Source organism: Streptomyces sp. NPDC127084 (assembly GCF_042724175.1).
In the GTDB taxonomy this organism is placed as follows: Bacteria; Actinomycetota; Actinomycetes; order Streptomycetales; family Streptomycetaceae; genus Streptomyces.
The window spans coordinates 45,616-67,166 of record NZ_JBHXFA010000004.1; the positions used below are offsets into that span (position 1 = coordinate 45,616).

A 21,551-nucleotide genomic window follows, 5' to 3' on the forward strand; every position below is an offset into this window, starting at 1 on the left:
TGATGGTGTTCAGCAGCGAGTACGCGAACGTCCCGGTCGTCTCTCTCCCCATCCATGACGCCGTTCTGGGCCGCGCGGCCGAGTACGGGGACACACCCGCGCTGATCGACGGCGCGGGCGAGATGACGATCAGCTACGCACAGCTCGACACGTTCCATCGGCGCATCGCCGCGGCACTCGCCGAGTCGGGTGTGCGCAAGGGTGACGTACTCGCCCTGCACAGCCCCAACACGGTCGCCTACCCGGTGGTGTTCTACGCCGCCACCCGGGCCGGCGCGGCCGTCACCACCGTGCATCCGCTCGCCACGGCGGAGGAGTTCGCCAAGCAGCTCCGCGACTCCTCCGCCCGCTGGATCGTCACGGTCTCACCCCTGCTGGAGACCGCCCGCAGAGCCGCCGAACTCGTCGGCGGCATCGAGGAGATCTTCGTCTGCGACCAGGCGGACGGGCATCGCTCGATCCTCGGCATGCTCGGCTCCACCGCGTCCGAGCCGGAGACCGCCATCGACCCCGACGACGACGTCGCGGTTCTCCCGTATTCATCGGGCACCACCGGCGTCCCCAAGGGCGTCATGCTCACCCACCGCTCCATCGCCACCAACCTGGTCCAGATCGAGCCGCTCATCCCGATGAAGTCCGGCGACCGGATACTGGCCGTTCTGCCGTTCTTCCACATCTACGGCCTCACCGCCCTGATGAACGCCCCGCTCAAGCACGGCGCCACCGTCATCGTGCTGCCCCGCTTCGACCTCGACCAGTTCCTCGCGGCGATCGAGAAGCACCGCGTCAACGGTCTGTACGTCGCCCCGCCGATCGTGCTGGCGCTCGCCAAGCACCCGGCCGTGGTGCGGTACGACCTGTCGTCGCTGGAGTACATCGTCAGCGCCGCCGCCCCGCTCGACGCCCAGCTCGCCCAGGCCTGCGCCGCCCGGCTCGGGCTGCCGCCCGTACGCCAGGCGTACGGTATGACCGAGCTGTCGCCGGGCACGCACGTCGTACCGCTGGACGCCCCCGCACCCCCGCCCGGCACGGTCGGCAAGCTGCTGCCCAACACCGAAATGCGGCTGCTGTCCCTGGACGACCCGGACCGCGACGCCGCGCCCGGAGAGGAGGGCGAGATCGCGATCCGCGGCCCGCAGGTGATGAAGGGCTACCTCGGGCGCCCCGACGCCACGGCGGAGATGATCGACGCGGACGGCTGGGTGCACACCGGGGACATCGGACGGGTGGACGAGGACGGCTGGCTGTTCGTGGTCGACCGGGTGAAGGAACTCATCAAGTACAAGGGCTTCCAAGTGGCCCCGGCCGAGCTGGAGGCGCTGCTCCTCACCCATGAGGACATCGCCGACGCGGCCGTGATCGGGGTGTACGACGGCGACGGCAACGAGATACCGAAGGCGTATGTCGTACCCCAGCCCACCGCCGAGGACCTCAGCCCCGATGACGTCATCGCCTACGTCACCGAGCGCGTCTCCCCGTACAAGAAGATCCGCCGTGTCGAGTTCACGGGCGAGATACCGCGGGCCGCGTCCGGAAAGATCCTCCGGCGCGAGCTGCGCACCCGGGAAAGCGACCGTGAGAAGCAAGCGAAGGAGAACATTTCATGACCCTGGTCGCCAAGGCGTCCGAGCGCGGAATAGCGACGCTGACCCTCGACTCACCGGCCAACCGCAACGCGCTGTCGGCCCGGCTGGTCAGTGAGCTCGCCGACGCCCTGGCGGCCTGCGGGAAGGACCCGTCCGTACGGGCCGTGGTCCTCACCCACACCGGTACGACCTTCAGCGCGGGCGCCGACCTGAAGGAGCCGCCGAATCCGTACACCTTCGTCGCCCTGCTGCGGCAGATCATCGAGCTGCCCAAGCCGGTGGTGGCGCGGGTGTCGGGCCGGGCGCGGGCCGGCGGTCTCGGCCTGATCGGCGCCTGCGACATCGCGGTCGCGTCGGCGGCGTCGGACTTCGCCTTCACGGAGGTACGGATCGGGGTGGCCCCGGCGGTGATCTCGCTGCCGCTGCTGCCCCGCCTGGAACCGCGCGCCGTGGCCCGCCACTACCTCACCGGCGAGGTCTTCGACGCCGCCGAAGCGGCGCGGATGGGCCTGCTCACCGCGGTGGACCCTGACAATGGTGACGCGGTCATCGCCCCCGTCCTCGACGGCTTCCGGAAGGCCTCCCCGGTGGCCCTCGACGCGACGAAACAGCTGCTCACGGCTAGGGTGCGGGAGACCTTCGACCGAGACGCCGAGGACCTGGTCCAGCGCTCGGCTTCGCTCTTCGCCTCAGCGGAGGCGCGAGAGGGGATGACGGCCTTCCTCGAACGACGGGACCCCGCATGGGTGTTGTGACCTCCCCCAAGCAGGACCGCAGCCGGGCCACCCGGCAGCGGCTCCTGGAGGCCGCGGTGGCCTGCCTCGCCGAACGCGGCTGGGCAGGCTCCACCGTATCGGTGGTCGCCGAGCGGGCCGGGGTCTCACGGGGCGCGGCACAACACCACTTCCCCACCCGGGAGGACCTCTTCACGGCAGCCGTCGAATACGTGGCCGAGCAGCGCTCCAGCGCCCTGCGCGCACTCCCGGTCACCGACCGCCCGGCTGTGGTCGGCGCCCTGGTCGACCTCTACACCGGCCCCCTCTTCCGCGCCGCCCTCCACCTGTGGGTCGCCGCATCCAACGAGGACCAGCTCCGCGACCGCGTCACCGAGCTGGAGACCCGCGTCGGCCGCGAGACCCACCGGATGGCGGTGGAACTGCTGGGCGCGGACGAGTCCGTCCCGGGTGTACGGGAGACGGTGCAGGGTCTGCTGGACATGGCGCGCGGGCTGGGCCTGGCGAACCTGCTGACGGATGACGAGGCGCGGCGCAAGCGGGTGGTGGGGCAGTGGGTCGCGCTGCTGGAGGAGGCGCTGGGCTGAGGGCCGGGTGCTGCGGGCCAGGGGGGGCGCGGGGGTCACTGAACCAGCCGGGCAGGGGCGTGATGACGACCTCCGACGTGGACGGCATGGCCAGGTTGTGCGGTGAAGAGGTCCGGCCCGTGGGCCCCTGACCCCGGACGTGCGTCTGTGTCCCGGACGCTGACGGGCACGCTGCTTCCCGGCATCGCCCTCGGCCGTCGGCCCCGGATCCGCGGGCCCCGGGCGTATGACCGGCCCGGGCGGCCGGGTGTGTCCTGCGTCACCGCCGTTCACCGTGCGCACGGCGTATCCTTCTCTCATGCTTCCGCTCGTACGACGCCGCCACGTGGACTTCCTCCGCGTCACGAGCATGGGCTGTCGGGCTTACCTCTGAACCCAGCCTGAGCCAAGCCCACCCCACCCCCTCCGGCCCTCCGGCCCCGCCCCAACCAGGCGCCGCCGGTCGTACGAGTCACCCGCCATCACGGGACCGTGGCCGGAACACACCACAGCGGACGCATCCATGTCTCTCTCTTTGATCCACTCGCAGAGCTCGCAGGTTTCGCAGAGCGCGTCGCAGGCCTCGCAGCGGTCGGCCGACTACACCCAGCTCCCGGTCATCGACCTCTCCGCGGCCGACCGCGGCCCCGAGGCGCGCGCCGCGCTGCACGCCAAGCTGCACCGCGCGGCCCATGACGTCGGCTTCTTCCAGCTCGTCGGACACGGGGTGACCCAGGCCGAGACCGATGCGCTGACCGACGCCATGCGCGCCTTCTTCGCACTCCCCGTGGCCGACCGGCTGGCCATCGACAACGTCAACTCGCCGCACTTCCGCGGCTACACCCGCATCGGCGACGAGCGCACCGGCGGCAGCCGCGACTGGCGCGACCAGCTCGACATCGGCGCCGAGCGCCCCGCGCACATCCCGGCGCCCGGCGAGCCCGCGTACTGGTGGCTGGAGGGGCCCAACCAGTGGCCCGGCGCGCTGCCGGAGCTGCGGACCGCCGCGCTCGGGTGGGTCGACCGGCTCAGCGCGGTCGCGGACAAGCTGCTGCACGAGCTGCTCGCCTCGATCGGCGCCCCGCCGGACTTCTACGACGACATCTTCGGCGACCATGCCCATCCGCACCTCAAGCTGGTGCGCTACCCGGGCAGCTCCGGTGACGGGGCCGACCAGGGCGTGGGTGCCCACAAGGACTACGGCTTCCTCACCCTGCTGCACCAGGACCGGGTCGGCGGGCTCCAGGTGCAGCGGGAGGACGGCGCGTTCCATGACGTACCGCCGATGCCGGGGGCGTTCGTCGTGAACCTCGGAGAGCTGCTGGAAGTCGCCACCAACGGCTATCTGATCGCCACCAACCACCGGGTGGTCAGCCCGCCCGGGGCCGTCGAGCGCTATTCGGTGCCGTTCTTCTACAACCCGCGGCTGGATGCCCGGATCGCCCCCGTGCCGTTCCCGTACGCGTCCGGCGCGCCCGGTGTCACGGCGGACCCGGCCAATCCGCTGTTCGCCGAGTACGGGCGCAACGAGCTCAAGGGCAAGCTGCGGGCGCACCCGCTGGTCGCCGCCCGCCACCACGCGGACCTGGTGGGGCGGGCGGCGTAGTTCCCCTACGGGGACGTCAGCCGGCGATGTCGGCGTAGCCCTCGATGTCCTGCGGGGCGCGCGAACCGGGGCCGACGTACCGGGCGGCGGGTCGCACCAGTCGCCCGGTGCGCTTCTGCTCCAGGATGTGCGCCGACCAGCCCGCCGTACGGGCGCACGAGAACATGGACGTGAACATGTGCGCCGGGACCTCGGCGAAGTCCAGCATGATCGCGGCCCAGAACTCCACGTTCGTCGCCAGGACCCGGTCCGGACGGCGGTTGTGCAGTTCCTCGAGGGCCGCCTTCTCCAGGGCTTCGGCGATCTCGTAGCGCGGCGCGCCGAGCTCCTTGGCCGTGCGGCGCAGCACCCGGGCGCGCGGGTCCTCCGCACGGTAGACCCGGTGGCCGAAGCCCATCAGGCGCTCGCCCTTGTCCAGGGCCTTCTTGACGTACGCCACGGCGTCACCGGTGCGCTCGATCTCCTCGATCATGCCGAGCACACGCGAGGGCGCGCCGCCGTGCAGCGGGCCCGACATGGCACCGACGGCACCCGAGAGCGCCGCGGCCACGTCGGCGCCGGTGGAGGCGATGACGCGGGCGGTGAAGGTGGAGGCGTTCATGCCGTGCTCGGCGGCGGACGTCCAGTACGCGTCCACGGCCTTGACGTGCTTAGGGTCCGGCTCACCGCGCCAGCGGATCATGAAGCGCTCGACCACGGACTCGGCCTTGTCGATCTCGCGCTGCGGAACCATCGGCAGCCCCTGGCCACGTGCACTCTGTGCCACGTACGACAGGGCCATCACCGCGGCCCGGGCGAGGTCGTCGCGGGCCTGCTCCACGTCGATGTCGAGCAGCGGCCGCAGGCCCCACACCGGCGCCAGCATGGCCATCGCCGACTGGACGTCCACCCGGATGTCACCGGAGTGGACCGGGATCGGGAACGGCTCGGCGGCCGGCAGCCCGGGGTTGAACGCGCCGTCGACCAGCAGGCCCCAGACGTTCCCGAACGAGACATGGCCGACGAGGTCCTCGATGTCCACGCCTCGGTAGCGGAGTGCGCCGCCCTCCTTGTCGGGTTCGGCGATCTCCGTTTCGAACGCGATGACTCCTTCGAGTCCGGGTACGAAGTCGGACATCAGGCGGCTCCTCATGATGTGTGCGAGTCAAGCTCAGCTTCGGCCCGGGAGGGTCACCCCGGTCATGCCCCGTGCGGCCGGTGGTCACCCGTACCGCGTCGTAGGGGGCCACGGAGGGCCCCACAAGATTTTGATCGATCAACCGGGCGTGGGGAAGGTGACATCCGGCACAGTGGGCCGATCCGGTCGCTCAGGCCTACCGGCACTCGGTGCCGGGTAAGCGGTGGCGCTGCGGCAGGATGGCTCATGTGACCGACGCTCTCGATCCCGCAGCCATGCGCGAGTACTACCGTTCGACACCATTCGAAGAGGCGGATCTGCCCGCGGACCCGATGGAACAGTTCGTCCGCTGGTTCAAGGACGCCGCGGCCGGCCATCTGCACGAGCCGAACGCCATGGTCCTGTCGACGGCCACCCCCGACGGCTCCCCTTCCTCGCGCACGGTGCTGCTCAAGCACTTCGACGAGCGCGGGTTTGTCTTCTATACGAACTACGGCTCCCGCAAGGCCCGCGAGCTCGACGCCAATCCGCAGGTCTCGCTGCTCTTCCCCTGGCATCCGCTCACCCGCCAGATCATCGTCACCGGCACCGCCGCCCGGGTCGGCCGCGACGAGACCGCCGCGTACTTCCGTACCCGCCCGCACGGCTCCCAGCTTGGCGCCTGGGCAAGCCCCCAGTCCACCGTTGTCTCCTCGCGCGCCGAGCTGCTGCGGCGCTACCAGGAGCTGGCTGCCCGCTATCCCGAGGGCGAGCAGGTGCCGGTGCCGACGGACTGGGGCGGCTACCGGGTCGTTCCGCAGACGGTTGAGTTCTGGCAGGGGCACGAGAACCGGCTGCACGACCGGCTCCGGTACGTACGCGACACCGCGTCGCCCTCGGGGCGGGGCTGGCGGGTGGAGCGGCTGGCGCCCTGAGGCGGGGACCAAGGCTGCGGAGTGCACGGGTCAGGGTGCGTGGACTTTCGAAGAGGGGGACCCCTGGGGCCAGGAGGTCTTGGGATCTGTACGAGCTCAGGCGGACCACCCGCTGACCGGACAACGCAGAAACCCGCGGGCTCTGGTCTCCTCCGGAGAGGAGGCCGGCCGGACGTACCGGCGAGCCCGCGGGTCGGTGACTGCTTGGATTAGGCAGGAAGCCTGCCGTGGTGCACAGAGTGCGACGACGGGCTTCAGCCCGCAGCCACCTCGCTTGTCCGGTAAGAAATCACTTCCGAACCACCTCCTTTCCAACGTGCGGCCCACATTAGGAACCTCTGGCGCCGCGCTCAACCCCTTTTTTGGAGCGACTGCACAGCACATCGATTTCGCCGAAATTCATGTGTCGTGTGTCACGTTCCAGTTGAATAGCCGGGGTGCCGCCGACGGAGCGGAGCGGCACGGTCGCGCGTGGAAACGCGCGGACACGTCCGGCAGGGGGTGCCAGGATGAGTGCTTCCAGGAGCGAGACCACCAGTGCGCTGGGGCCCGACGGGCCAGGTCCTCATGGGTCGGGGCCCGACGGTCCCGAGCCCCCGTCCGGGCCCGGACGGGACGGACCAGGGCAAGAACCGGGGCGCGGGCCCGGGGCTGAGCTGCTCGCCGCGCTGCTGGACGGCATGGACGCGGCGCTGTGCGCGTTCGACGCCGAAGGCGTCCTCACCCACTGGAACCGTGAAGCCGAGCGCATCCTCGGGTGGTCGGCGGCTGAAGCCGTCGGACGCCGCGGATTCGACGGCTGGGCGGTCCGTACCGCCGACGCCGACGAGGTGCAGGGGCGGCTGATGGCGTCGATGCACGCGCCGGGGCGGCAGGTGCACGAGTTCGCGCTGCTGCGCAAGGACGGCGGGCGGGTGCTGGTACGGACCCAGTCGGCCGGGGTGCGCGGGGCCGACGGCGAGCCCGCCGGGGTGTACTTCGCGTTCAGCGAGGCGCACGCGCAGATCGATCTGGAACGTTCGATCGCGCTCAGCGAATCGCTGTTCGATGACTCCTCATGGGGTGTCGTGTTGGTGGACGTGGACCTGCGCCCGACCGTCGTCAACGGGCGAGCGGCACGGATGCTCGGCTCCGGCGGACGGATCGCCCCGCTCGGCCGGCCGCTCGGCGAGCTCATCGTCCAGGGCGTGGAGGAACTCGAAGGCGCCCTGCACCATGTGCTCGCCGAGGGCGCGCCGAGTGCTCCTGCCGAGCTGTGGCTGACCATGCGTACGGGTGCCGCCGCGGGTGCGGGAGCGCCGGGTACCAGGCGCTGCTGGCGCAGCGGCTTCGTACGTCTGGCCTCGCCGCTCGCCGAAGAGCCGGTGCCGCTCGGAGCGGGCTGGCTGTTCCAGGACGTGACCGAGGACAAGCTCAAGGAGCAGCAGGCGGACCGGCTGCGCTTCCGGTACAGCCAACTGCACCGCGCGGCGCGCGCCGCCGCCGAGTGCGAGGATCCGATGGAGGCGGCCACGGCCCAGGTGGACTTCGCCTTGGCGGGCTTCGCGGACCATGCGATGTTCGACGTGGTGGCGGGCGGGCGGCTGGTACGCGCCGCCGCGACACCCTCCGGCGCACCGGGCCCGGTCGCGCGGATCGTGGGGACGGGTCTGCCGGTGCGGTACGCCCCAGGGCATCCGGCCCTCCAGGCGTTGGACCGGCTCGGCCCGGTCCAGGCGAGCGCCAGCCCGAACGCCCACGCCCAGAACTGGGCCACGGACCGCCATTGGCCGCCGGACGCGGTGCACGCCCTGTGCACGGTGCTGCGCAGCCGTGGCCGCAATCTCGGTGTCCTGACGTTCCTGCGCGCGGTGAACCGTCCGCCGTTCGAGCGTGCGGACGAGGTCTACGCGGAGAGCGTCGCAACCCGCGTAGCCACCGCGATCGACCTCGCGACGGCAACTTAGGCCCGTCCGGCATTCGAGCACGGACACTTTGGCGGCGTGCCCGGCAACCCAAGCCCGTCCGGCGTTTGAGGACGGACACGCGGGCCCACCGCGCCTCTGCCCGTCGGGTGCCGCGGCCCTGGTAACCCAAGCCGGTCCGGCGTTTGAGGACGGACACTCGGGTCCACCGCCCGGGGTGGGGTCCACCGCGCCTCTGCCCGTCGGGTGCCGCGGCCCTGGTAATGCAAGCCGGTCCGGCGTTTGAGGACGGACACTCGGGTCCACCGCCCGGGGTGGGGTCCACCGCGCCCCCCGAACCCCGCGGAGCGGTTACGCGTAGAAGATGCGGTCCGCGTGCTCCGCCATCACGCGGGCGTTCCACTCGCGCCCCCCGTCCACGTTCCCCGACCGCAGCAGCGGCGGCTCGACACCCCGCGCGGCCAGCTCCGCCGCCGCCGACGCCATCACCGCCTGCATCAGCGCGCTGGTGACGACCGTCGACGCGGGGGCGAACGGCGCTCCGATGCCGTCCGCCGTCAGTTCCGCGTCGCCGACCGCGATCTTGGAGTCGAGGACGACGTCGCAGTGGTCTCTGAGGTGGCTGCCCGAGGCATGTCGAGGGCTGGTCCCCGTCACGTACGCCACCGAGGTCACGCCGATCACCGTGAGCCCCAGGTCCCGGGCCCTCATCGCCATCTCCACTGGGAGGGCGTTACGGCCCGAGAGCGAGATGACGACCAGCAGATCGCCCGGCCGTGCCGGGCTGGATTCCAGGACGGCACCCGCTAGCCCCTCCACCCGCTCCAGCGCGGAGCCGAGCGTCGCGGGTCTGACGTCGATACCGACTGTGCCCGGCACCGTCAGCAGGTTCATCAGGGCGAGGCCGCCCGCGCGGTAGACCACGTCCTGGGCGGCGAGTGAGGAGTGGCCGGCGCCGAAGGCGAAGAGCCGGCCGCCCGCCGAGACGGTGTCGGCGATGGCGGCGCCCGCGGCTGCCACCTGGGCCGCCTCCTCCTCGCGGACTCGGCCCAGCAGACCGATCGCGGCGTCGAGGAACTGCTCGGCGGGGGTGGTGTCGCCCATGACGGTGGCCCCTTACTCGTCGTGTTCCCGGTCGTCTTCCGTTGTCTCGCGGATCACGGTGAGGTCTGGACCATTGCTCTGTCAATACGGTCTTCACCCGGGTGGGCCCGGTTGACAGCGGCATGCGTCAGAATTGGGTCAGGGCCATCGCACGATTCTTTTCCACAGCATCGAGGGGCACGTATGTCCGGACTGATCGACACCACGGAGATGTACCTCCGCACCATCCTCGAGCTTGAAGAGGAAGGCGTGGTCCCCATGCGCGCCCGGATCGCCGAGAGACTGGACCAGAGCGGCCCGACGGTCAGCCAGACCGTGGCCCGGATGGAGCGCGACGGTCTGGTGACGGTCGCCGGAGACCGGCATCTGGAGCTGACCGACGAGGGCCGGCGGCTCGCCACGCGTGTGATGCGCAAGCACCGGCTGGCCGAGTGCCTGCTGGTCGATGTGATCGGCCTGGAATGGGAGCAGGTCCATGCCGAGGCCTGCCGCTGGGAGCACGTCATGAGCGAGGCGGTCGAGCGGCGCGTGCTGGAGCTGCTGCGCCACCCGACCGAGTCTCCGTACGGAAACCCGATCCCGGGCCTTGAGGAGCTGGGGGAGAAGACGGAGGCCGATCCGTTCCTGGACGACTCCATGGTGAGCCTCGCCGAGCTGGACGCGGGCACGGAGGGCAAGACGGTCGTGGTCCGGCGGATCGGTGAGCCGATCCAGACCGACGCCCAGTTGATGTACACACTGCGCCGAGCCGGTGTGCAGCCGGGTTCGGTGGTGAGTGTGACGGAGTCCGCGGGCGGAGTTCTGGTGGGCAGCGGCGGTGAGGCGGCGGAGCTGGAAGCGGATGTGGCCTCGCACGTGTTCGTGGCGAAGCGCTGAGCCGCCGGCAGCCTCCCGCCCATCGCTCGCTCCGAGCTTCTCGTCCTGCCCTCGCCTCCACCCTTCGGACCTCTCACGACCTTCCTGGGTAAGCCTCTTGCGGGCGCATTCCGGCCGGAACGGCAGCGGCCGGGCGATTCGCGTGCCACGCTGTGGCTGTAGCTGAGGCATATGACTGGGGGTGGGCAGATGACGTACGTCCGCGTGCCGCGCCGGTACTTGTCGTCCCCGGGTGCAAAGGACCCCGGCGCCGAAGGGCGCCGGGGCCTGTCCTCCCCTGTGCTGACCCGGAGCCCCGAGCTCCCAGGGTCAATCCCCTCGGACCGTTTTCCCCGAGCGGCCCGCCTCCCGTTGAAGATCTCCCCGCCTCGAAGAGCGTCAATCCTTGAGTGCGGTCACTCGAACGAGGGGTCTTGGGCGCGGAAGCCGTGTTTTCGAATAGAAGTTCGATAGTCTCTCGCATCATTCGACATCATTCGAAGACCCGTGGGGGATCCAAGGGGGTGCCAACCATGGTGCGGCGTATCGACGTGACCGGAGCGGGTGGACTGCGCCTCGCCGCGTGGGAGTTCGCCGACCCGCCCAAAGGCCGGAGCGAGACGGACCGCGTGCCGGGAGCCTTACTGCTGCACGGGCTGATGGGCCGCGCCTCGCACTGGGCCGCCACGGCCCGCTGGCTCGCCGGGCGCCACCGCGCCGTGGCGCTCGACCAGCGCGGGCACGGCCGCAGCGAGAAGCCCGCTGACGAGTTGTTCACCCGCGAGGCGTATGTCCACGACGCAGCCGCCGCGGTCGAGCAGTTGGGGCTCGCACCGGTGACGCTCATCGGGCACTCCATGGGTGCGCTTACGGCTTGGCAGTTGGCCGCCGAGCGGCCGGACCTGGTGCAGGCGCTGGTCATCTGCGATATGCGGGCCTCCGCGCTGGGCGCGGCCTCGCAGCGCGAGTGGGAGGACTGGTTCCGCACCTGGCCCGTCCCCTTCGCGACCCTCGCCGACGTGCGCAGATGGTTCGGCTCGGACGACCCGTGGGTGGAGCGCCCCAGTCCCGGTCGCGGTGAGTTCTTCGCCGAGGTGATGGCCGAGGGTCCGGACGGCTGGCGACCTGTGTTCTCCCGTCGCCACATGCTGGCCTCCCGTGAGACCTGGGTGCATGACGCGCATTGGGACTCCCTGGCTGAGGTGCGGTGCCCGACCCTGGTGGTGCGGGGACTTGACGGGGAGTTGGGGCGGGCGGAGGCGCAGGAGATGGTGCGGGTGCTCCCGCGCGGGCAGTACGCCGAGGTGACGGACGCCGGCCATCTCGTGCACTACGACCAGCCGGCCGCCTGGCGTGCCGCGATCGAGCCGTTCCTGGACGGTGTGCCGGCGGCGCGGCCGTAAGCCCGTCCTCGTAGGGCCGATCCCGTCTCGGCTGTGCCTGCCGGGGCGTTGCCGGGTCGTCGTATGACCCGGCGTGCCCCGGCCGCCGCGGCTGCCCCGGCGTAGCGGCACGTTCGGGCCGTCAGAACGAGAAGACCGCGCTGTCGGCCAGTCGCGCCCGCATCTCGCAGGCGTTGCCGTACGTGGTCGTCCAGCTCACCCGCTGGCCCTGCCAGACACCGGCCGCGGTGACCGTGATCGGGTCCCACTGGCGGGTGCAGGGAGTGGTGGGAGTGCTGCCGATCAGGCCGAACTGACCGTCCACAGCCATCAGTTCACTACAGGCGGCGGTGGAGTCAGGGTGGCTGCCGCTCGGGGTGGGCGCGCAGCTCAGGGTCACCGCGCGATCGACGCCGGCGGTCGCGGCGTCGTCCCCGTGGCCGACGGCGAGGACCAGGGCCGAGGGGGCGTAGAGCGATTCCGGCGACGCGGGGGCCGCGTTGGCGGTGGCGCCGGCCGTCAACAGGAGGGCGGCGGTGGAGAGCGTGGCTCCGATTGCGGTGGCTGTGTAACGCATTGGTGAATTCCCTTTCGCTTGAGCGGTGATTGCGGTCGGGAGTCTTGCTGATGCGCTCAGTGATCGCACATCCATGACCCGTTTCCAGCCGCATACGATCTACTTACTCAACCGAATGGTCGTTCGGGCAGCTCGGAAGGGGTGCGCGGGCAGTGTGAACTCCTGTCCGGTATCTGGACTGAACCAGTCGATCGCCTTGAAAGACGCCGTCTGACCTGGGGATTGAGGAAGGAGACGCCGGTTGGCGGATTAACCATCCGCAGACCCGTTCGACTGGAAAGTGTCGGTCGAAGACTCGTTCTACACGTGTCCAGTGTGCCGGTGCCGCGTCCGGGGAACCCGGACGTTCGCGGCTGTTCGCTGCTGCGGTGTCAGCGGCCCCTTACACGCAAACGGGCGGACTCGCGTGAACGCGAGCCCGCCCGTGGACAGATGGCTGATGAATCCTTCACACAGTGCCGCGCAGGCGGCAGTTCACGCCCGTCCGACTCAGCCTTTGCTGACCGCCGTCAGGATCTCGGGCAGCCGCTCCGCCGTCCGCGGACCGGCAAGCCGCAGCCCGCCCCATGTCATCACCGCGCCGTATACAAGCCCCAGCGGCAGCACGAGCCACAGCGGCTTCCCCGCGTCGGCCACATTCATCCAGATCGTGAGAGCGATCACGGGAGCGCACAGCAGCGCGGAGCCCAGCATTCCGCCGAAGATGGAGGCACAGGCGAGACCCGCCTGCCCCGGGGCGACGTTCCGGTGCCCCTCATGCGGAATCGAGTACGGGTATCGCGCGGACGCCCACGCGCCGGTCCCCGTCATCGCGCCCAGCAGCGCCAGCGCTAGCCCCAGCGCCTCGGGCAGCGCCTGCCAGTCGTCGAGCACCGCGGCTGTCGCGACCGTGACCAGGACCGTGTACGGGAGCGTGATCACAAGCGTCGCCAGCGCCCGGGCCCGCAGTTCGAGGTACGCCTCCCGGGGCGTCGAGATGGTCTGCGCGACCATCCAGAACCCGGACGAGTCCTGCCCGAACTGGTTGTACATGTGCAGGCCCAGCATGCTTGAGGCGAAACAGGCGAAGTAGATCGAGCCCGTGCCCTGGAGAGCGTTGAAGAGCGGCACGATCAGGCCGAGGGTCAGAGACGTGATCCATGCCGCCTTGGTCTTCGGATCACGCCAGCCGTAGCGCAGCGTCCGCTGCATGACCGCGCCCGTACGCCCGCCCGGCAGCAGCCGCCACCCAGCCCCGGACGGCGTGTCCTTGCCGCGGCGGCCCGGCTCCGTCGCCGCGGCGAGGGTGGAACCGTCGGGGGCGGTCATCAGCCTGGTGAGGCTGTGCTGCCAGGCGTAGAGCAGCGCGAAGAGCGCACCGGCGGAGAGCGCGAGCTGCCCGAGCGCCGCCCCGTACGCCCCAGCGCTCGCCGATTCGATCGCGCCGATCGCGGACGCGGGCGGCGTCCAGCGCACCACCGCCGCGGCCGGGTCGAGCGTCGTGAGACCGCCCGGTGCGCTGAGCCGCTGGACGCCGAAGTTGACCAACTGGATACCGACCGCGATCACCAGACCGCTCAGCACCGCGAGGTCGCGTCCCTTGCGGGAGCTGAGCAGCCGGGTGTTCGCCGTGGCGACCGCCCGCGCCAACGCCACGCACACCAGCAGCGACAGCGGTACGGCGACCATCGCCACCAGCACCGCTACCGCCCCGTGCGCCAGCGCCAGGGCACCGCCCAGCACCAGGCACAGCGTGAACAGCGGTCCGATTCCCACCAGTGAGGCGACCAGCAGCGCCCGCACCAGCGGAGCCGGGTGCAGCGGCAGCATCACCAGCCGGGTCGGGTCGAGCGTCTCGTCGCCGCTCGGGACGAACAGCGGCATGAACATCCAGCCGAGCGCGAGCACTCCGACGAGCAGCACCACCAGCGATCCTGCGTGCGGGTTGCCGCGCAGCAGGACCAACCCGGCGAGCTGACCGGCCGCGAGAAGCAGCGTCAGGACGGCGGACGAGACGAAGGCCGCCTTGCGGCCTGACGACTGCCGCAGTCCATTGGCGAGCAGAGTCAGTTTCAGCCGTACGAAGACCGGGGTCAGCGACCCGGGTTCGGGGACCGAAGCACCGCCGGTGACGGGGCGGGGAGCGGGCGCCGGGGTCGGCGCGTCGAACACCGAGGCTGTCATCGCGCCTCGCCGCCGCCCAGCCAGTCCAGCGTCTGCCCCGCGTCGCGCCCGTGCGCGCCGACCAGTTCCAGGAAGGCGTTCTGGAGCGAAGGTGCCGAGCCCCGCACTTCGTCCAGCGTGCCCTGCGCCCGGATTCGGCCGCCCGCCATCACCGCGACCCAGTCGCACAGCGACTCCACCAGCTCCATGACATGGCTGGAGAAGACCACGGTCGCCCCGGACGCCGTGTACCGCTCCAGTACCCCGCGGATCGTCTGCGCCGACACAGGGTCCACGCCCTCGAAGGGCTCGTCCAGGAACAGCACCTGCGGGTTGTGCAGCAGAGCCGCGGCCAGGCCGATCTTCTTACGCATACCGGTCGAGTAGTCGACCACCAGCTTGTGCTGCGACCCCGCCAGGTCCAGCACTTCGAGCAACTGCGCCGCGCGCCGGTCCACTTCGTCGCCCGGCAGGCCGCGCAGCCGCCCGGTGTAGGCGAGCAGTTCGCGGCCCGACAGCCGCTCGAACAACCGCAGCCCCTCGGGCAGCACCCCGATCCTGGCCTTCACCTCGACCGGATCGCGCCAGACGTCATGGCCCGCGACCTCGATGCGCCCCTGGTCGGGGCGGAGCAGCCCGGTCACCATCGACAGGGTGGTGGTCTTGCCCGCGCCGTTCGGTCCGACCAGGCCGATGAACCGGCCTGCGGGCAGGGTCAGATCGATCCCCGCCACCGCGATCTGCTCACCGAACCGCTTCCAAAGCCCCTCGACCCGTACGGCAGGCGGCGGCGCCGCGGCCGTGTCCGGCGTGCTGCGCGCCGACGCGGCGGCCCCGTCGTGTGCTGATGCCTGGTCCGGCATCGTGTCCCCCTTGGCTGGTGCTGATTGTGCTGGTGCCTGCGGTGACCACCCTAAGAGGCGCCGAAAGCGGCGCGTAGAGCGTGGAAACTCCGCACTGAGCGGGGCGCACCGACCGCCTGGGGATTCCGTCCGGTACGGGTCACCGGCACCCGCGGCACCTCACCTGGATGGATGCCCGGGGTGGCTGAGGTGGGGGGCCCATCGGATGCTGACCGGGAAGCGGGTACCCCGGGTGGCACAGGGCCACATGCCCGCCTGCCTCCAGGAGACGCGTCATGCGCCACTTCACAGGTCTTGGTCTGAGCGCGGCCACCGGCCTGGCCGCCGCTCTCTGCTGTGCTTCCGTGGCGTCGGCCGCCGCGCCGAGCCCCGACACGATCCATCCCTGGACGCCGCACGGCAAGAGTGAGACCTTCGAGTTGGCGCTGGTGACGACCGCGAGCAACTTCATCGATGTGGACCCCACCGGGAGCAGCCAAGGGGATGAGCTCGTCGCCACCGGCAATGTGCTTCAGGACGACGCCGCAGTGGGGCAGTTCGACCAGGTCTGCACGGTGACCCGTGTCGAGGCCGATCAGCCCGCCGCCTTCCAGTGCCAGGTCACCTTCACGCTGGCTGAGGGCCAGATCACCATCCAGGGAGTGTTCCCCCTGGGCGCTCCAGCCTCCGACATCACTCTGGCGATCACAGGGGGCACCGGGAGCTACCTCACCGCCCGCGGCTATGTCCAATCCATCAGCACCAGTGAGACCGAGAGCGTGGTCAGCGTGCACCTGATCCGCTGACCGGGACCGAACCGGACCGAAGCGCCCGGGCCACCACCGGCCCGGGTGCTCGGGCACGACGGCGGTCGAGTCCGCGGCGCACGCGGCTTCGGCCGGTTCATCCGGTCCTTCGAAACGTCTTGCGGATCACAGGGTTTCGGAATCCCGCGATGGGGTCATTCGGGTGAAGGCCCGTGTCCGGGTCGCGCCGGTGCGCGTCCGCTGCCCACCGCGCCGATAGGTGTTGGCGCTGTGCGATTGATCAACAGAACAGGGTGCCGGCCTGCGGTGTGGCGCAGGTCCGCCGTCGTGGCGCTGGTCGTCTCCGGGGCTGTGGCGGGACTGCTGTCGGTCCCCACGGCCGTTGCCGTCTTCTCCGCCGTCACCGCGACGACGGGGAGTTGGACCGTGGTGGACAATTTCGGAGTCGGCAGGCTGTTCGCGTGGGGCGACAACACCGGCGGACAGCTCGGGCTGGGGGACAGGTTGGAGCGCCGGAGCCCCACACAGGTCGGTACGACGACGACCTGGACCCGTATCGCCGTGGGAAGAAGCCACACCTGCGCGCGTCAGAGCACGGGCACCCTGTGGTGTTCGGGGTCCAACGTCTACGGGCAGCTCGGCCTGGGCAACACCACGGACACCACCACCTACGCCCAGGTCGGCACGGCCACCTCCTGGGCCCGCGTCATTGCCGGTGAGAACCACACATGCGCCACCTGGAGCAACGGGACACTGCGCTGCTGGGGCAGGAACAACGCCGGTCAGCTGGGGCTGGCTGATACCACCAACCGCACGTCGCCCGTCCAGGTCGGCAACGACAACGGCTGGGTGTCCCCGGCGGCGGGCGCCGAGCACACCTGTGCGGTACGCCGGCAGCGCACGCTGTGGTGCTGGGGGAGCAATGCCTTCGGCCAGCTGGGGCTGGGTGACACCACCAACCGCACATCGCCTGCCCAGGTCGGTACCGCCAACACCTGGGTGCTCCCGGCGGCGGGCTCCGCGCACACCTGCGCCATCCGCAAGGACCGTACGTTGTGGTGCTGGGGTAGCAACACATCGGGTCAGCTCGGGCTGGGTGATACGACCAACCGTTTGTCGCCCGTCCAGGTGGGCACCGTCAACACCTGGGTGGCCGTGACGGCGGGCTCCGCGCACACCTGCGCCATCCGGAACAACGGCACGCTGTGGTGCTGGGGTAACAACGCGTCGGGCCAACTGGGGCTGGGGGACAACACCAACCGGTCGTCGCCCGTCCAGGTCGGCACCGCCACCACCTGGGCGACCGTGACAGGGGGCGCCACCCACACCTGCGCCGTAGGCGCCGCACAGGCCGTCTGGTGCTGGGGTAACAACGCCTCCGGTCAGCTCGGACTCGGCAACAACATCAACCGCAACACCCCTACCCAGTTGCCAGGGGTCACGGGTCGGCCGATCGCGTCCGGCCCCACAGCCTCCAGTGTGCTTTTGATCGTATGACTGTGGTCCCTTCGGGTGTTCTGCGGTGATTCTCCTCCTGCACACCGCGCGCATACGCCCGGGATGGGAATCATGGAGACATGCATGGACTGCGCGAAAGTGTGAGACGCCTTCCCTGGGCCAAGATGGTGGCCTATGCCCTGCCCGTGCCGCTGGGGCTCGCGCTCAGCGGTGGAATGGTCTGGCGGGCCTCGCACGCGGCCTTCGCCGGGGTGACGAGCAACTCCGGAAACCACTGGAACGCGGGTTCCGTGAACCTGACCAACGACAGCGGTGGCACGCCGATGTTCCAGGTCACCAACTTGACGCCTGGCCAGTCCGGGTCGCGTTGCATCGCCATCACGTCCACGTCCACCCTCCCGTCCAGCATCAAGCTCTACAGCTCCCATGCGGCCGTACCGGCGAACGACATCAGCCCGTACATCACCATCACGGTCGAGGACGGGACCGGCGGCACCTTCAGCAGCTGTTCCGGGTTCACCCCCAGCGGTTCGTCCGACTACACCGGCACCCTGGACGACTTCCTCACCAACCGCACGAACTACGCCAACGGTGTGGGTCCGTGGGCGGTGTCGGGCAGCCCGCCGCAGACCATCAGCTACCGCATCTCCTGGACGTTCAGTGCCTCGGCACCCGACACCACCCAGGGCGGCAGCACGCCCAACGTGAGCTTCAACTGGGAAGCCCAGACGACGTAGATGGCCACACCGTCAAGGCGGGTCGAAGGCGACCCTCCGGGCGGGGCTCGGTCCGGCTTGTGGATCAGGCTCATGACATCGGCCGCGGCACGCACCGCGCTTGCCGCGGCCTCCGGGCTGCTCATCTGGGCGCACCTGCCCCCGCTCCTGCTCGACTGGCGGCCGACCCTGGTGGTGAGTGAGTCAATGCGTCCGCGCATTCTGCGCGGCGACGTCGTGCTCTACCAGCCGCTCCGCGGCCGTGCGCCCCTGCGCGGGCAGGTCGTGCTCGTCCGGGACCCCGCCAGCCCCTCCCGGCTGCTGTCCCACCGAGTCCGCAAGATCCTGCCCGACAACCGCATCATCACCGCGGGCGACGCCAACCGGCGGCCGGACTCCACGCCCGTCCCGCTGTCCCAGGTCCTCGGTTTCGGCCGACTCCGCGTCCCCGCGGTCGGCCTTCCCCTCATCTGGTGGCGGGAACACCGCTACCCGCCGCTCGTCATCGCGTCCCTGTCCCTGCTCACCACAGCACGCCTGGCGGCACTGCGCGTCCCCGCGCCCCGCCGTCCTCAGGAGGTGGTCCTCTCAGCGGCGCGATAGGCGTCGGCATGGGCGGCGTGGCTTCCCTCGTGCCGTCCAACGCGGGGAGTCGCGCAGCGCGGCGGTGGCTGGGCCGGGGTTGCGCCGTGGCCGTAGGCCCGGCCGCGTAGCGGTCGGGCCTCGCCGAGCCGTGATCACGATGCCGCGCACGATTCAGGCGCGGCGGGCCCGTCCGTCCGCGGCTCCCTCCCGCACGCGTAGGCCAGCGCGCTGAGCAGTTCCTCGGCGTCCGGGAGCCAGCGGTTGGCGACGGTCGGGCGCCTCACCCACTGCACTGCGCCCCGGCCCCCGATCCTGGTCGGTGGGGCCGCGATGTAGTGGCCCTCGCCGTGCGCCACCAGATCGATGGAGTCCGGCGCCCAGCCCAGGGCCCGCACCGCCCCTGGAACCCTGGCCGCGGTACCGGGCAGCACGAAGAAGACCATCCGCCGGTCCGGCGTGCAGGTCACCGGGCCGAGCGTGATGCCCATCCGCTCCATCCGGGCCAGTGCCAGGAAGCCGGCCGACTCCGGGACGTCCAGCGCGTCGAAGGTCCGCCCCGTGGGCAGCAGGATCGACGCCCTGGGCTGCCGCCCCCACGCCAGGCGTACGGACGCGGCGCTGCCGGTCGCCTGGTCCGCCCAGTCCGGCCGGGACGGGTGCGCCCCGGGCGCGGCGCAGGAGGGCGTCTGGCAGGAGCAGTGCGCTATGCCGTCGACGATCCGGAGCCAGGTGCCGGGGAACACGTCCCAGTGCCGCTCGTCCGCGTACCGCACGGCACAGTCCAGCAGTTGCTCACCACGCTGCTGGGGGATCAGCCGGGCCCCCGGCCCGGGGACCGGGTCGGGGGCGGATCGCCCGGTCGACGCGTCGGTGATCTCTGCGGCGATCTCGCCGGACTTCTCGGCCCTGGTCTTCTCAGTCTTGTTCACGATCGGGTCAACTCCCGCTGCAGGTACCGGTTACGGGCGCGCGTGGCCGGGAGCACGGCGCATCGATCCTGCGATTGGGGCGCACGGAAGCACGGGTGGGGGCGCGCGTGCGGACCGGGCCCGGTGGAGGGGTAACCCCTTGTGCTGTAGCGGCATTCACCCGTAATCGTCCGAGCTCATCGGCATTCTCCGGATTGGCGCCGGGAAGCGATCAATGGGAGATCGCTCACTGGGCGGTCCGGTACATCCGGTACAGGGGGTTGTTGTCATGGCAGCGAGGCCACTTGTCGCCCGCCAGCCCAACGAACGGCTGCAAGCGCTCATCCAGGAGGCCGGTTGCTCCAACGCCGGTCTCGCCCGCCGGGTCAACATGGTGGGGACGGAGCGCGGACTGGATCTGCGGTACGACAAGACGTCCGTCGCACGCTGGCTGCGCGGACAGCAGCCGCGCGGCCGCGCTCCCGGGATCATCGCGGAGGCGCTGGCCCGCAAGCTGGGCCGCACGGTCACGATCGACGAGATCGGCATGGCCAACGGCAAGAACCTGGCGTCGGGTGTCGGGCTCCAGTTCGCCCCGACCGTGCTCGGCGCCATCGAGCAGGTCTGCGAGCTGTGGCGCAGCGATGTGGGCCGCCGCGACTTCCTGTCCGGCTCCACGGTCGCCGCTTCGGCACTGGTGGAGCCCAGCCGGGACTGGCTGATCACGGGTGCTGACGCGCTGGTGGAGCGTACGGCAGGCCCCCGGGTGGGCGTCGCGGACGTCGAGGCCGTGGAGGCCATGACGGAGGCGCTCAAGACGCTGGACCACCGCTTCGGGGCCGGACATGTGCGTCCCGTCGTGGTGCACTACCTCAACAGCGTGGTGTCCGGGCTCCTTTCGGGCTCGTACCGCGAACCGGTCGGCCGCCGGCTGTTCGCCGCCGTGGCCCGGCTCACCGAACTGGCCGGATACATGGCCGTGGACACCGGCCTGCCCGGGCTCGCCCAGCGCTACTACATCCAGGCGCTGCGGCTGGCGCAGGCGGCCGGGGACCGGGCCTACGGCGGCTATGTGCTGGCCGCGTCGATGAGCCATCTCGCGGCGGAGCTCGGCAACCCGAGGGAGATCGCCCAGCTCGCCAGAGCGGCGCAGGAGGGCTCGCGGGGGCGGGTGACACCCCGGGCCGAGGCCATGTTCTACGCCGCCGAGGCGCGCGGCCACGCGCTGCTCGGTGACGCCCGCGCCTGCCACGAGGTCGCGGGCAAGGCGCTGACGGCCCTGGATGCGGCGGATCCGGCGTCCGGCGACGACCCGGTCTGGATCGCGCATTTCGACCATGCCTATCTGGCGGACGAGCTGGCTCACTGCCACCGCGACCTGGGCCAGGCGGAATCGGCTGCGCGCCGCGCCGCCGAATCGCTCGAAGGGCACCCCGAGACCCGGGCCCGGCGCCGGGCCATCGGTCTGGTGCTGCTGGCGACGGCCCAGGTCCAGCAGCGCGAGGTGGAGGCCGCCTGTCACACCGGGACCCGGGCGGCGGAGCTGCTCGGCACCCTGCGGTCGAGTCGGGGTGTGGAGTATCTGGAGGACCTCCGGCGCCGGCTCGAACCGTTCGCGGACGAGTCGGTGGTACGGGAGTTCGGGGCGAGGCTGGAGCTCCAGACCGTCCCGTAGCAAGAACGAGGATCAGCGTCTCGCAGCCGGTTCTTGTTACGGGGGCCACACGTATGTGCGGACGAGTTCGTGCACCCGGTAGCGTGGGCCGACGGTTCCGTAGGTCCACGTGT

At 70.8% G+C, this 21,551-nt stretch carries 19 protein-coding genes; 13 read left to right on the forward strand and 6 right to left on the reverse strand.

Annotation, left to right across the window (positions count from 1 at the left end; genetic code table 11):
• Nucleotides 1–2: 2 nt before the first annotated feature.
• From ACFWI9_RS02085 to ACFWI9_RS02100, 4 genes are all read left to right on the forward strand, one after another.
• A complete protein-coding gene (locus tag ACFWI9_RS02085; RefSeq protein WP_387158372.1) occupies nt 3–1,607 on the forward strand; it encodes a 4-coumarate--CoA ligase family protein in 1,605 nt (534 codons plus the stop codon).
• The gene (locus ACFWI9_RS02090) at nt 1,604–2,341 is read left to right on the forward strand and encodes an enoyl-CoA hydratase family protein (RefSeq protein ID WP_387158374.1); all 738 of its coding nucleotides are present in this window, start codon (nt 1,604–1,606) and stop codon (nt 2,339–2,341) included. The genes ACFWI9_RS02085 and ACFWI9_RS02090 overlap by 4 nt, the downstream gene beginning before the upstream one ends.
• The gene (locus ACFWI9_RS02095) at nt 2,329–2,907 is read left to right on the forward strand and encodes a TetR/AcrR family transcriptional regulator (protein ID WP_387158375.1); all 579 of its coding nucleotides are present in this window, start codon (nt 2,329–2,331) and stop codon (nt 2,905–2,907) included. Before ACFWI9_RS02090 ends, ACFWI9_RS02095 begins: the two co-directional genes overlap by 13 nt.
• Before the next feature lie 502 nt (nt 2,908–3,409).
• Nucleotides 3,410–4,492, forward strand: coding sequence for an isopenicillin N synthase family dioxygenase (locus tag ACFWI9_RS02100; RefSeq protein WP_387158377.1), 1,083 nt, complete (start codon nt 3,410–3,412; stop codon nt 4,490–4,492).
• A 16-nt stretch (nt 4,493–4,508) separates the two neighbouring features.
• Here the strand turns inward: ACFWI9_RS02100 and ACFWI9_RS02105 are convergent, their stop codons facing one another.
• A complete protein-coding gene (locus tag ACFWI9_RS02105) occupies nt 4,509–5,609 on the reverse strand; it encodes a citrate synthase 2 (protein WP_387158379.1) in 1,101 nt (366 codons plus the stop codon).
• A 239-nt stretch (nt 5,610–5,848) separates the two neighbouring features.
• On the opposite strand from ACFWI9_RS02105, the gene pdxH reads away from it, so the two are divergent.
• Together pdxH and ACFWI9_RS02115 are read left to right on the forward strand one after the other, a co-directional pair.
• Nucleotides 5,849–6,523: a pyridoxamine 5'-phosphate oxidase gene (gene pdxH, locus ACFWI9_RS02110; RefSeq protein ID WP_387158380.1), complete on the forward strand. Its 675-nt coding sequence runs from the start codon at nt 5,849–5,851 to the stop codon at nt 6,521–6,523.
• Nucleotides 6,524–7,032: 509 nt separating this feature from the next.
• On the forward strand, nt 7,033–8,469 hold the full coding sequence (locus ACFWI9_RS02115) for a PAS domain-containing protein (RefSeq protein WP_387158383.1): 1,437 nt from the start codon (nt 7,033–7,035) through the stop codon (nt 8,467–8,469).
• A 309-nt stretch (nt 8,470–8,778) separates the two neighbouring features.
• Here ACFWI9_RS02115 and ACFWI9_RS02120 read toward each other — a convergent pair whose 3' ends face one another.
• Complete coding sequence (locus ACFWI9_RS02120; RefSeq protein ID WP_387158385.1) at nt 8,779–9,531, reverse strand: SIS domain-containing protein; 753 nt, start codon at nt 9,529–9,531, stop codon at nt 8,779–8,781.
• 183 nt (nt 9,532–9,714) lie between these two features.
• Here ACFWI9_RS02120 and ACFWI9_RS02125 point away from each other — a divergent pair, with 183 nt between their 5' ends.
• Nucleotides 9,715–10,407 (forward strand): metal-dependent transcriptional regulator, encoded by a 693-nt coding sequence (locus tag ACFWI9_RS02125; RefSeq protein ID WP_387158387.1) that lies wholly within the window; start codon nt 9,715–9,717, stop codon nt 10,405–10,407.
• Between the two features lie 512 nt (nt 10,408–10,919).
• Nucleotides 10,920–11,789 carry an alpha/beta fold hydrolase gene (locus tag ACFWI9_RS02130; protein WP_387158388.1) on the forward strand — a complete coding sequence of 290 codons (870 nt, stop codon included), beginning with the start codon at nt 10,920–10,922 and terminating at the stop codon, nt 11,787–11,789.
• Between the two features lie 121 nt (nt 11,790–11,910).
• Here the strand turns inward: ACFWI9_RS02130 and ACFWI9_RS02135 are convergent, their stop codons facing one another.
• The 3 genes from ACFWI9_RS02135 to ACFWI9_RS02145 form a co-directional block, all read right to left on the reverse strand.
• Nucleotides 11,911–12,345, reverse strand: a complete 435-nt coding sequence (locus ACFWI9_RS02135; protein WP_387158390.1) for a subtilase-type protease inhibitor — start codon at nt 12,343–12,345, stop codon at nt 11,911–11,913.
• Nucleotides 12,346–12,834: 489 nt separating this feature from the next.
• Nucleotides 12,835–14,508 (reverse strand): transporter, encoded by a 1,674-nt coding sequence (locus ACFWI9_RS02140; RefSeq protein WP_387158391.1) that lies wholly within the window; start codon nt 14,506–14,508, stop codon nt 12,835–12,837.
• Nucleotides 14,505–15,350, reverse strand: coding sequence for an ABC transporter ATP-binding protein (locus tag ACFWI9_RS02145; RefSeq protein WP_387158393.1), 846 nt, complete (start codon nt 15,348–15,350; stop codon nt 14,505–14,507). Before ACFWI9_RS02145 ends, ACFWI9_RS02140 begins: the two co-directional genes overlap by 4 nt.
• 275 nt (nt 15,351–15,625) lie before the next feature.
• Between ACFWI9_RS02145 and ACFWI9_RS02150 the strand changes: the two genes are divergently transcribed.
• The 4 genes from ACFWI9_RS02150 to ACFWI9_RS02165 all read left to right on the forward strand — a co-directional run bounded on the left by ACFWI9_RS02150 (nt 15,626) and on the right by ACFWI9_RS02165 (nt 18,873).
• The gene (locus tag ACFWI9_RS02150; RefSeq protein WP_387158394.1) at nt 15,626–16,135 is read left to right on the forward strand and encodes a hypothetical protein; all 510 of its coding nucleotides are present in this window, start codon (nt 15,626–15,628) and stop codon (nt 16,133–16,135) included.
• A gap of 267 nt (nt 16,136–16,402) precedes the next feature.
• Nucleotides 16,403–17,593, forward strand: a complete 1,191-nt coding sequence (locus ACFWI9_RS02155) for an RCC1 domain-containing protein (RefSeq protein WP_387158396.1) — start codon at nt 16,403–16,405, stop codon at nt 17,591–17,593.
• A 101-nt stretch (nt 17,594–17,694) separates the two neighbouring features.
• Nucleotides 17,695–18,291: a hypothetical protein gene (locus tag ACFWI9_RS02160; RefSeq protein ID WP_387158397.1), complete on the forward strand. Its 597-nt coding sequence runs from the start codon at nt 17,695–17,697 to the stop codon at nt 18,289–18,291.
• A gap of 72 nt (nt 18,292–18,363) precedes the next feature.
• Complete coding sequence (locus ACFWI9_RS02165) at nt 18,364–18,873, forward strand: hypothetical protein (protein ID WP_387158398.1); 510 nt, start codon at nt 18,364–18,366, stop codon at nt 18,871–18,873.
• A 134-nt stretch (nt 18,874–19,007) separates the two neighbouring features.
• Here ACFWI9_RS02165 and ACFWI9_RS02170 read toward each other — a convergent pair whose 3' ends face one another.
• Entirely contained in the window at nt 19,008–19,670 is a 663-nt protein-coding gene (locus ACFWI9_RS02170) for a bifunctional DNA primase/polymerase (RefSeq protein WP_387158452.1), read from the reverse strand.
• A 382-nt stretch (nt 19,671–20,052) separates the two neighbouring features.
• Between ACFWI9_RS02170 and ACFWI9_RS02175 the strand changes: the two genes are divergently transcribed.
• The gene (locus ACFWI9_RS02175) at nt 20,053–21,438 is read left to right on the forward strand and encodes a transcriptional regulator (RefSeq protein WP_387158399.1); all 1,386 of its coding nucleotides are present in this window, start codon (nt 20,053–20,055) and stop codon (nt 21,436–21,438) included.
• Nucleotides 21,439–21,551 lie beyond the last annotated feature (113 nt).

Coding starts and splice junctions, on each gene's coding strand:
- ACFWI9_RS02095 (WP_387158375.1), top strand. CDS start 2,329: ATGGGTGTTGTGACCTCCCCCAAGCAGGACCGCAGCCGGGCCACCCGG.
- ACFWI9_RS02085 (WP_387158372.1), top strand. CDS start 3: ATGGTGTTCAGCAGCGAGTACGCGAACGTCCCGGTCGTCTCTCTCCCC.
- ACFWI9_RS02100 (WP_387158377.1), top strand. CDS start 3,410: ATGTCTCTCTCTTTGATCCACTCGCAGAGCTCGCAGGTTTCGCAGAGC.
- ACFWI9_RS02140 (WP_387158391.1), bottom strand. CDS start 14,508: ATGACAGCCTCGGTGTTCGACGCGCCGACCCCGGCGCCCGCTCCCCGC.
- pdxH (WP_387158380.1), top strand. CDS start 5,849: ATGGCTCATGTGACCGACGCTCTCGATCCCGCAGCCATGCGCGAGTAC.
- ACFWI9_RS02145 (WP_387158393.1), bottom strand. CDS start 15,350: ATGCCGGACCAGGCATCAGCACACGACGGGGCCGCCGCGTCGGCGCGC.
- ACFWI9_RS02115 (WP_387158383.1), top strand. CDS start 7,033: ATGAGTGCTTCCAGGAGCGAGACCACCAGTGCGCTGGGGCCCGACGGG.
- ACFWI9_RS02135 (WP_387158390.1), bottom strand. CDS start 12,345: ATGCGTTACACAGCCACCGCAATCGGAGCCACGCTCTCCACCGCCGCC.
- ACFWI9_RS02130 (WP_387158388.1), top strand. CDS start 10,920: ATGGTGCGGCGTATCGACGTGACCGGAGCGGGTGGACTGCGCCTCGCC.
- ACFWI9_RS02125 (WP_387158387.1), top strand. CDS start 9,715: ATGTCCGGACTGATCGACACCACGGAGATGTACCTCCGCACCATCCTC.
- ACFWI9_RS02165 (WP_387158398.1), top strand. CDS start 18,364: ATGACATCGGCCGCGGCACGCACCGCGCTTGCCGCGGCCTCCGGGCTG.
- ACFWI9_RS02175 (WP_387158399.1), top strand. CDS start 20,053: ATGGCAGCGAGGCCACTTGTCGCCCGCCAGCCCAACGAACGGCTGCAA.
- ACFWI9_RS02090 (WP_387158374.1), top strand. CDS start 1,604: ATGACCCTGGTCGCCAAGGCGTCCGAGCGCGGAATAGCGACGCTGACC.
- ACFWI9_RS02105 (WP_387158379.1), bottom strand. CDS start 5,609: ATGTCCGACTTCGTACCCGGACTCGAAGGAGTCATCGCGTTCGAAACG.
- ACFWI9_RS02120 (WP_387158385.1), bottom strand. CDS start 9,531: ATGGGCGACACCACCCCCGCCGAGCAGTTCCTCGACGCCGCGATCGGT.
- ACFWI9_RS02150 (WP_387158394.1), top strand. CDS start 15,626: ATGCGCCACTTCACAGGTCTTGGTCTGAGCGCGGCCACCGGCCTGGCC.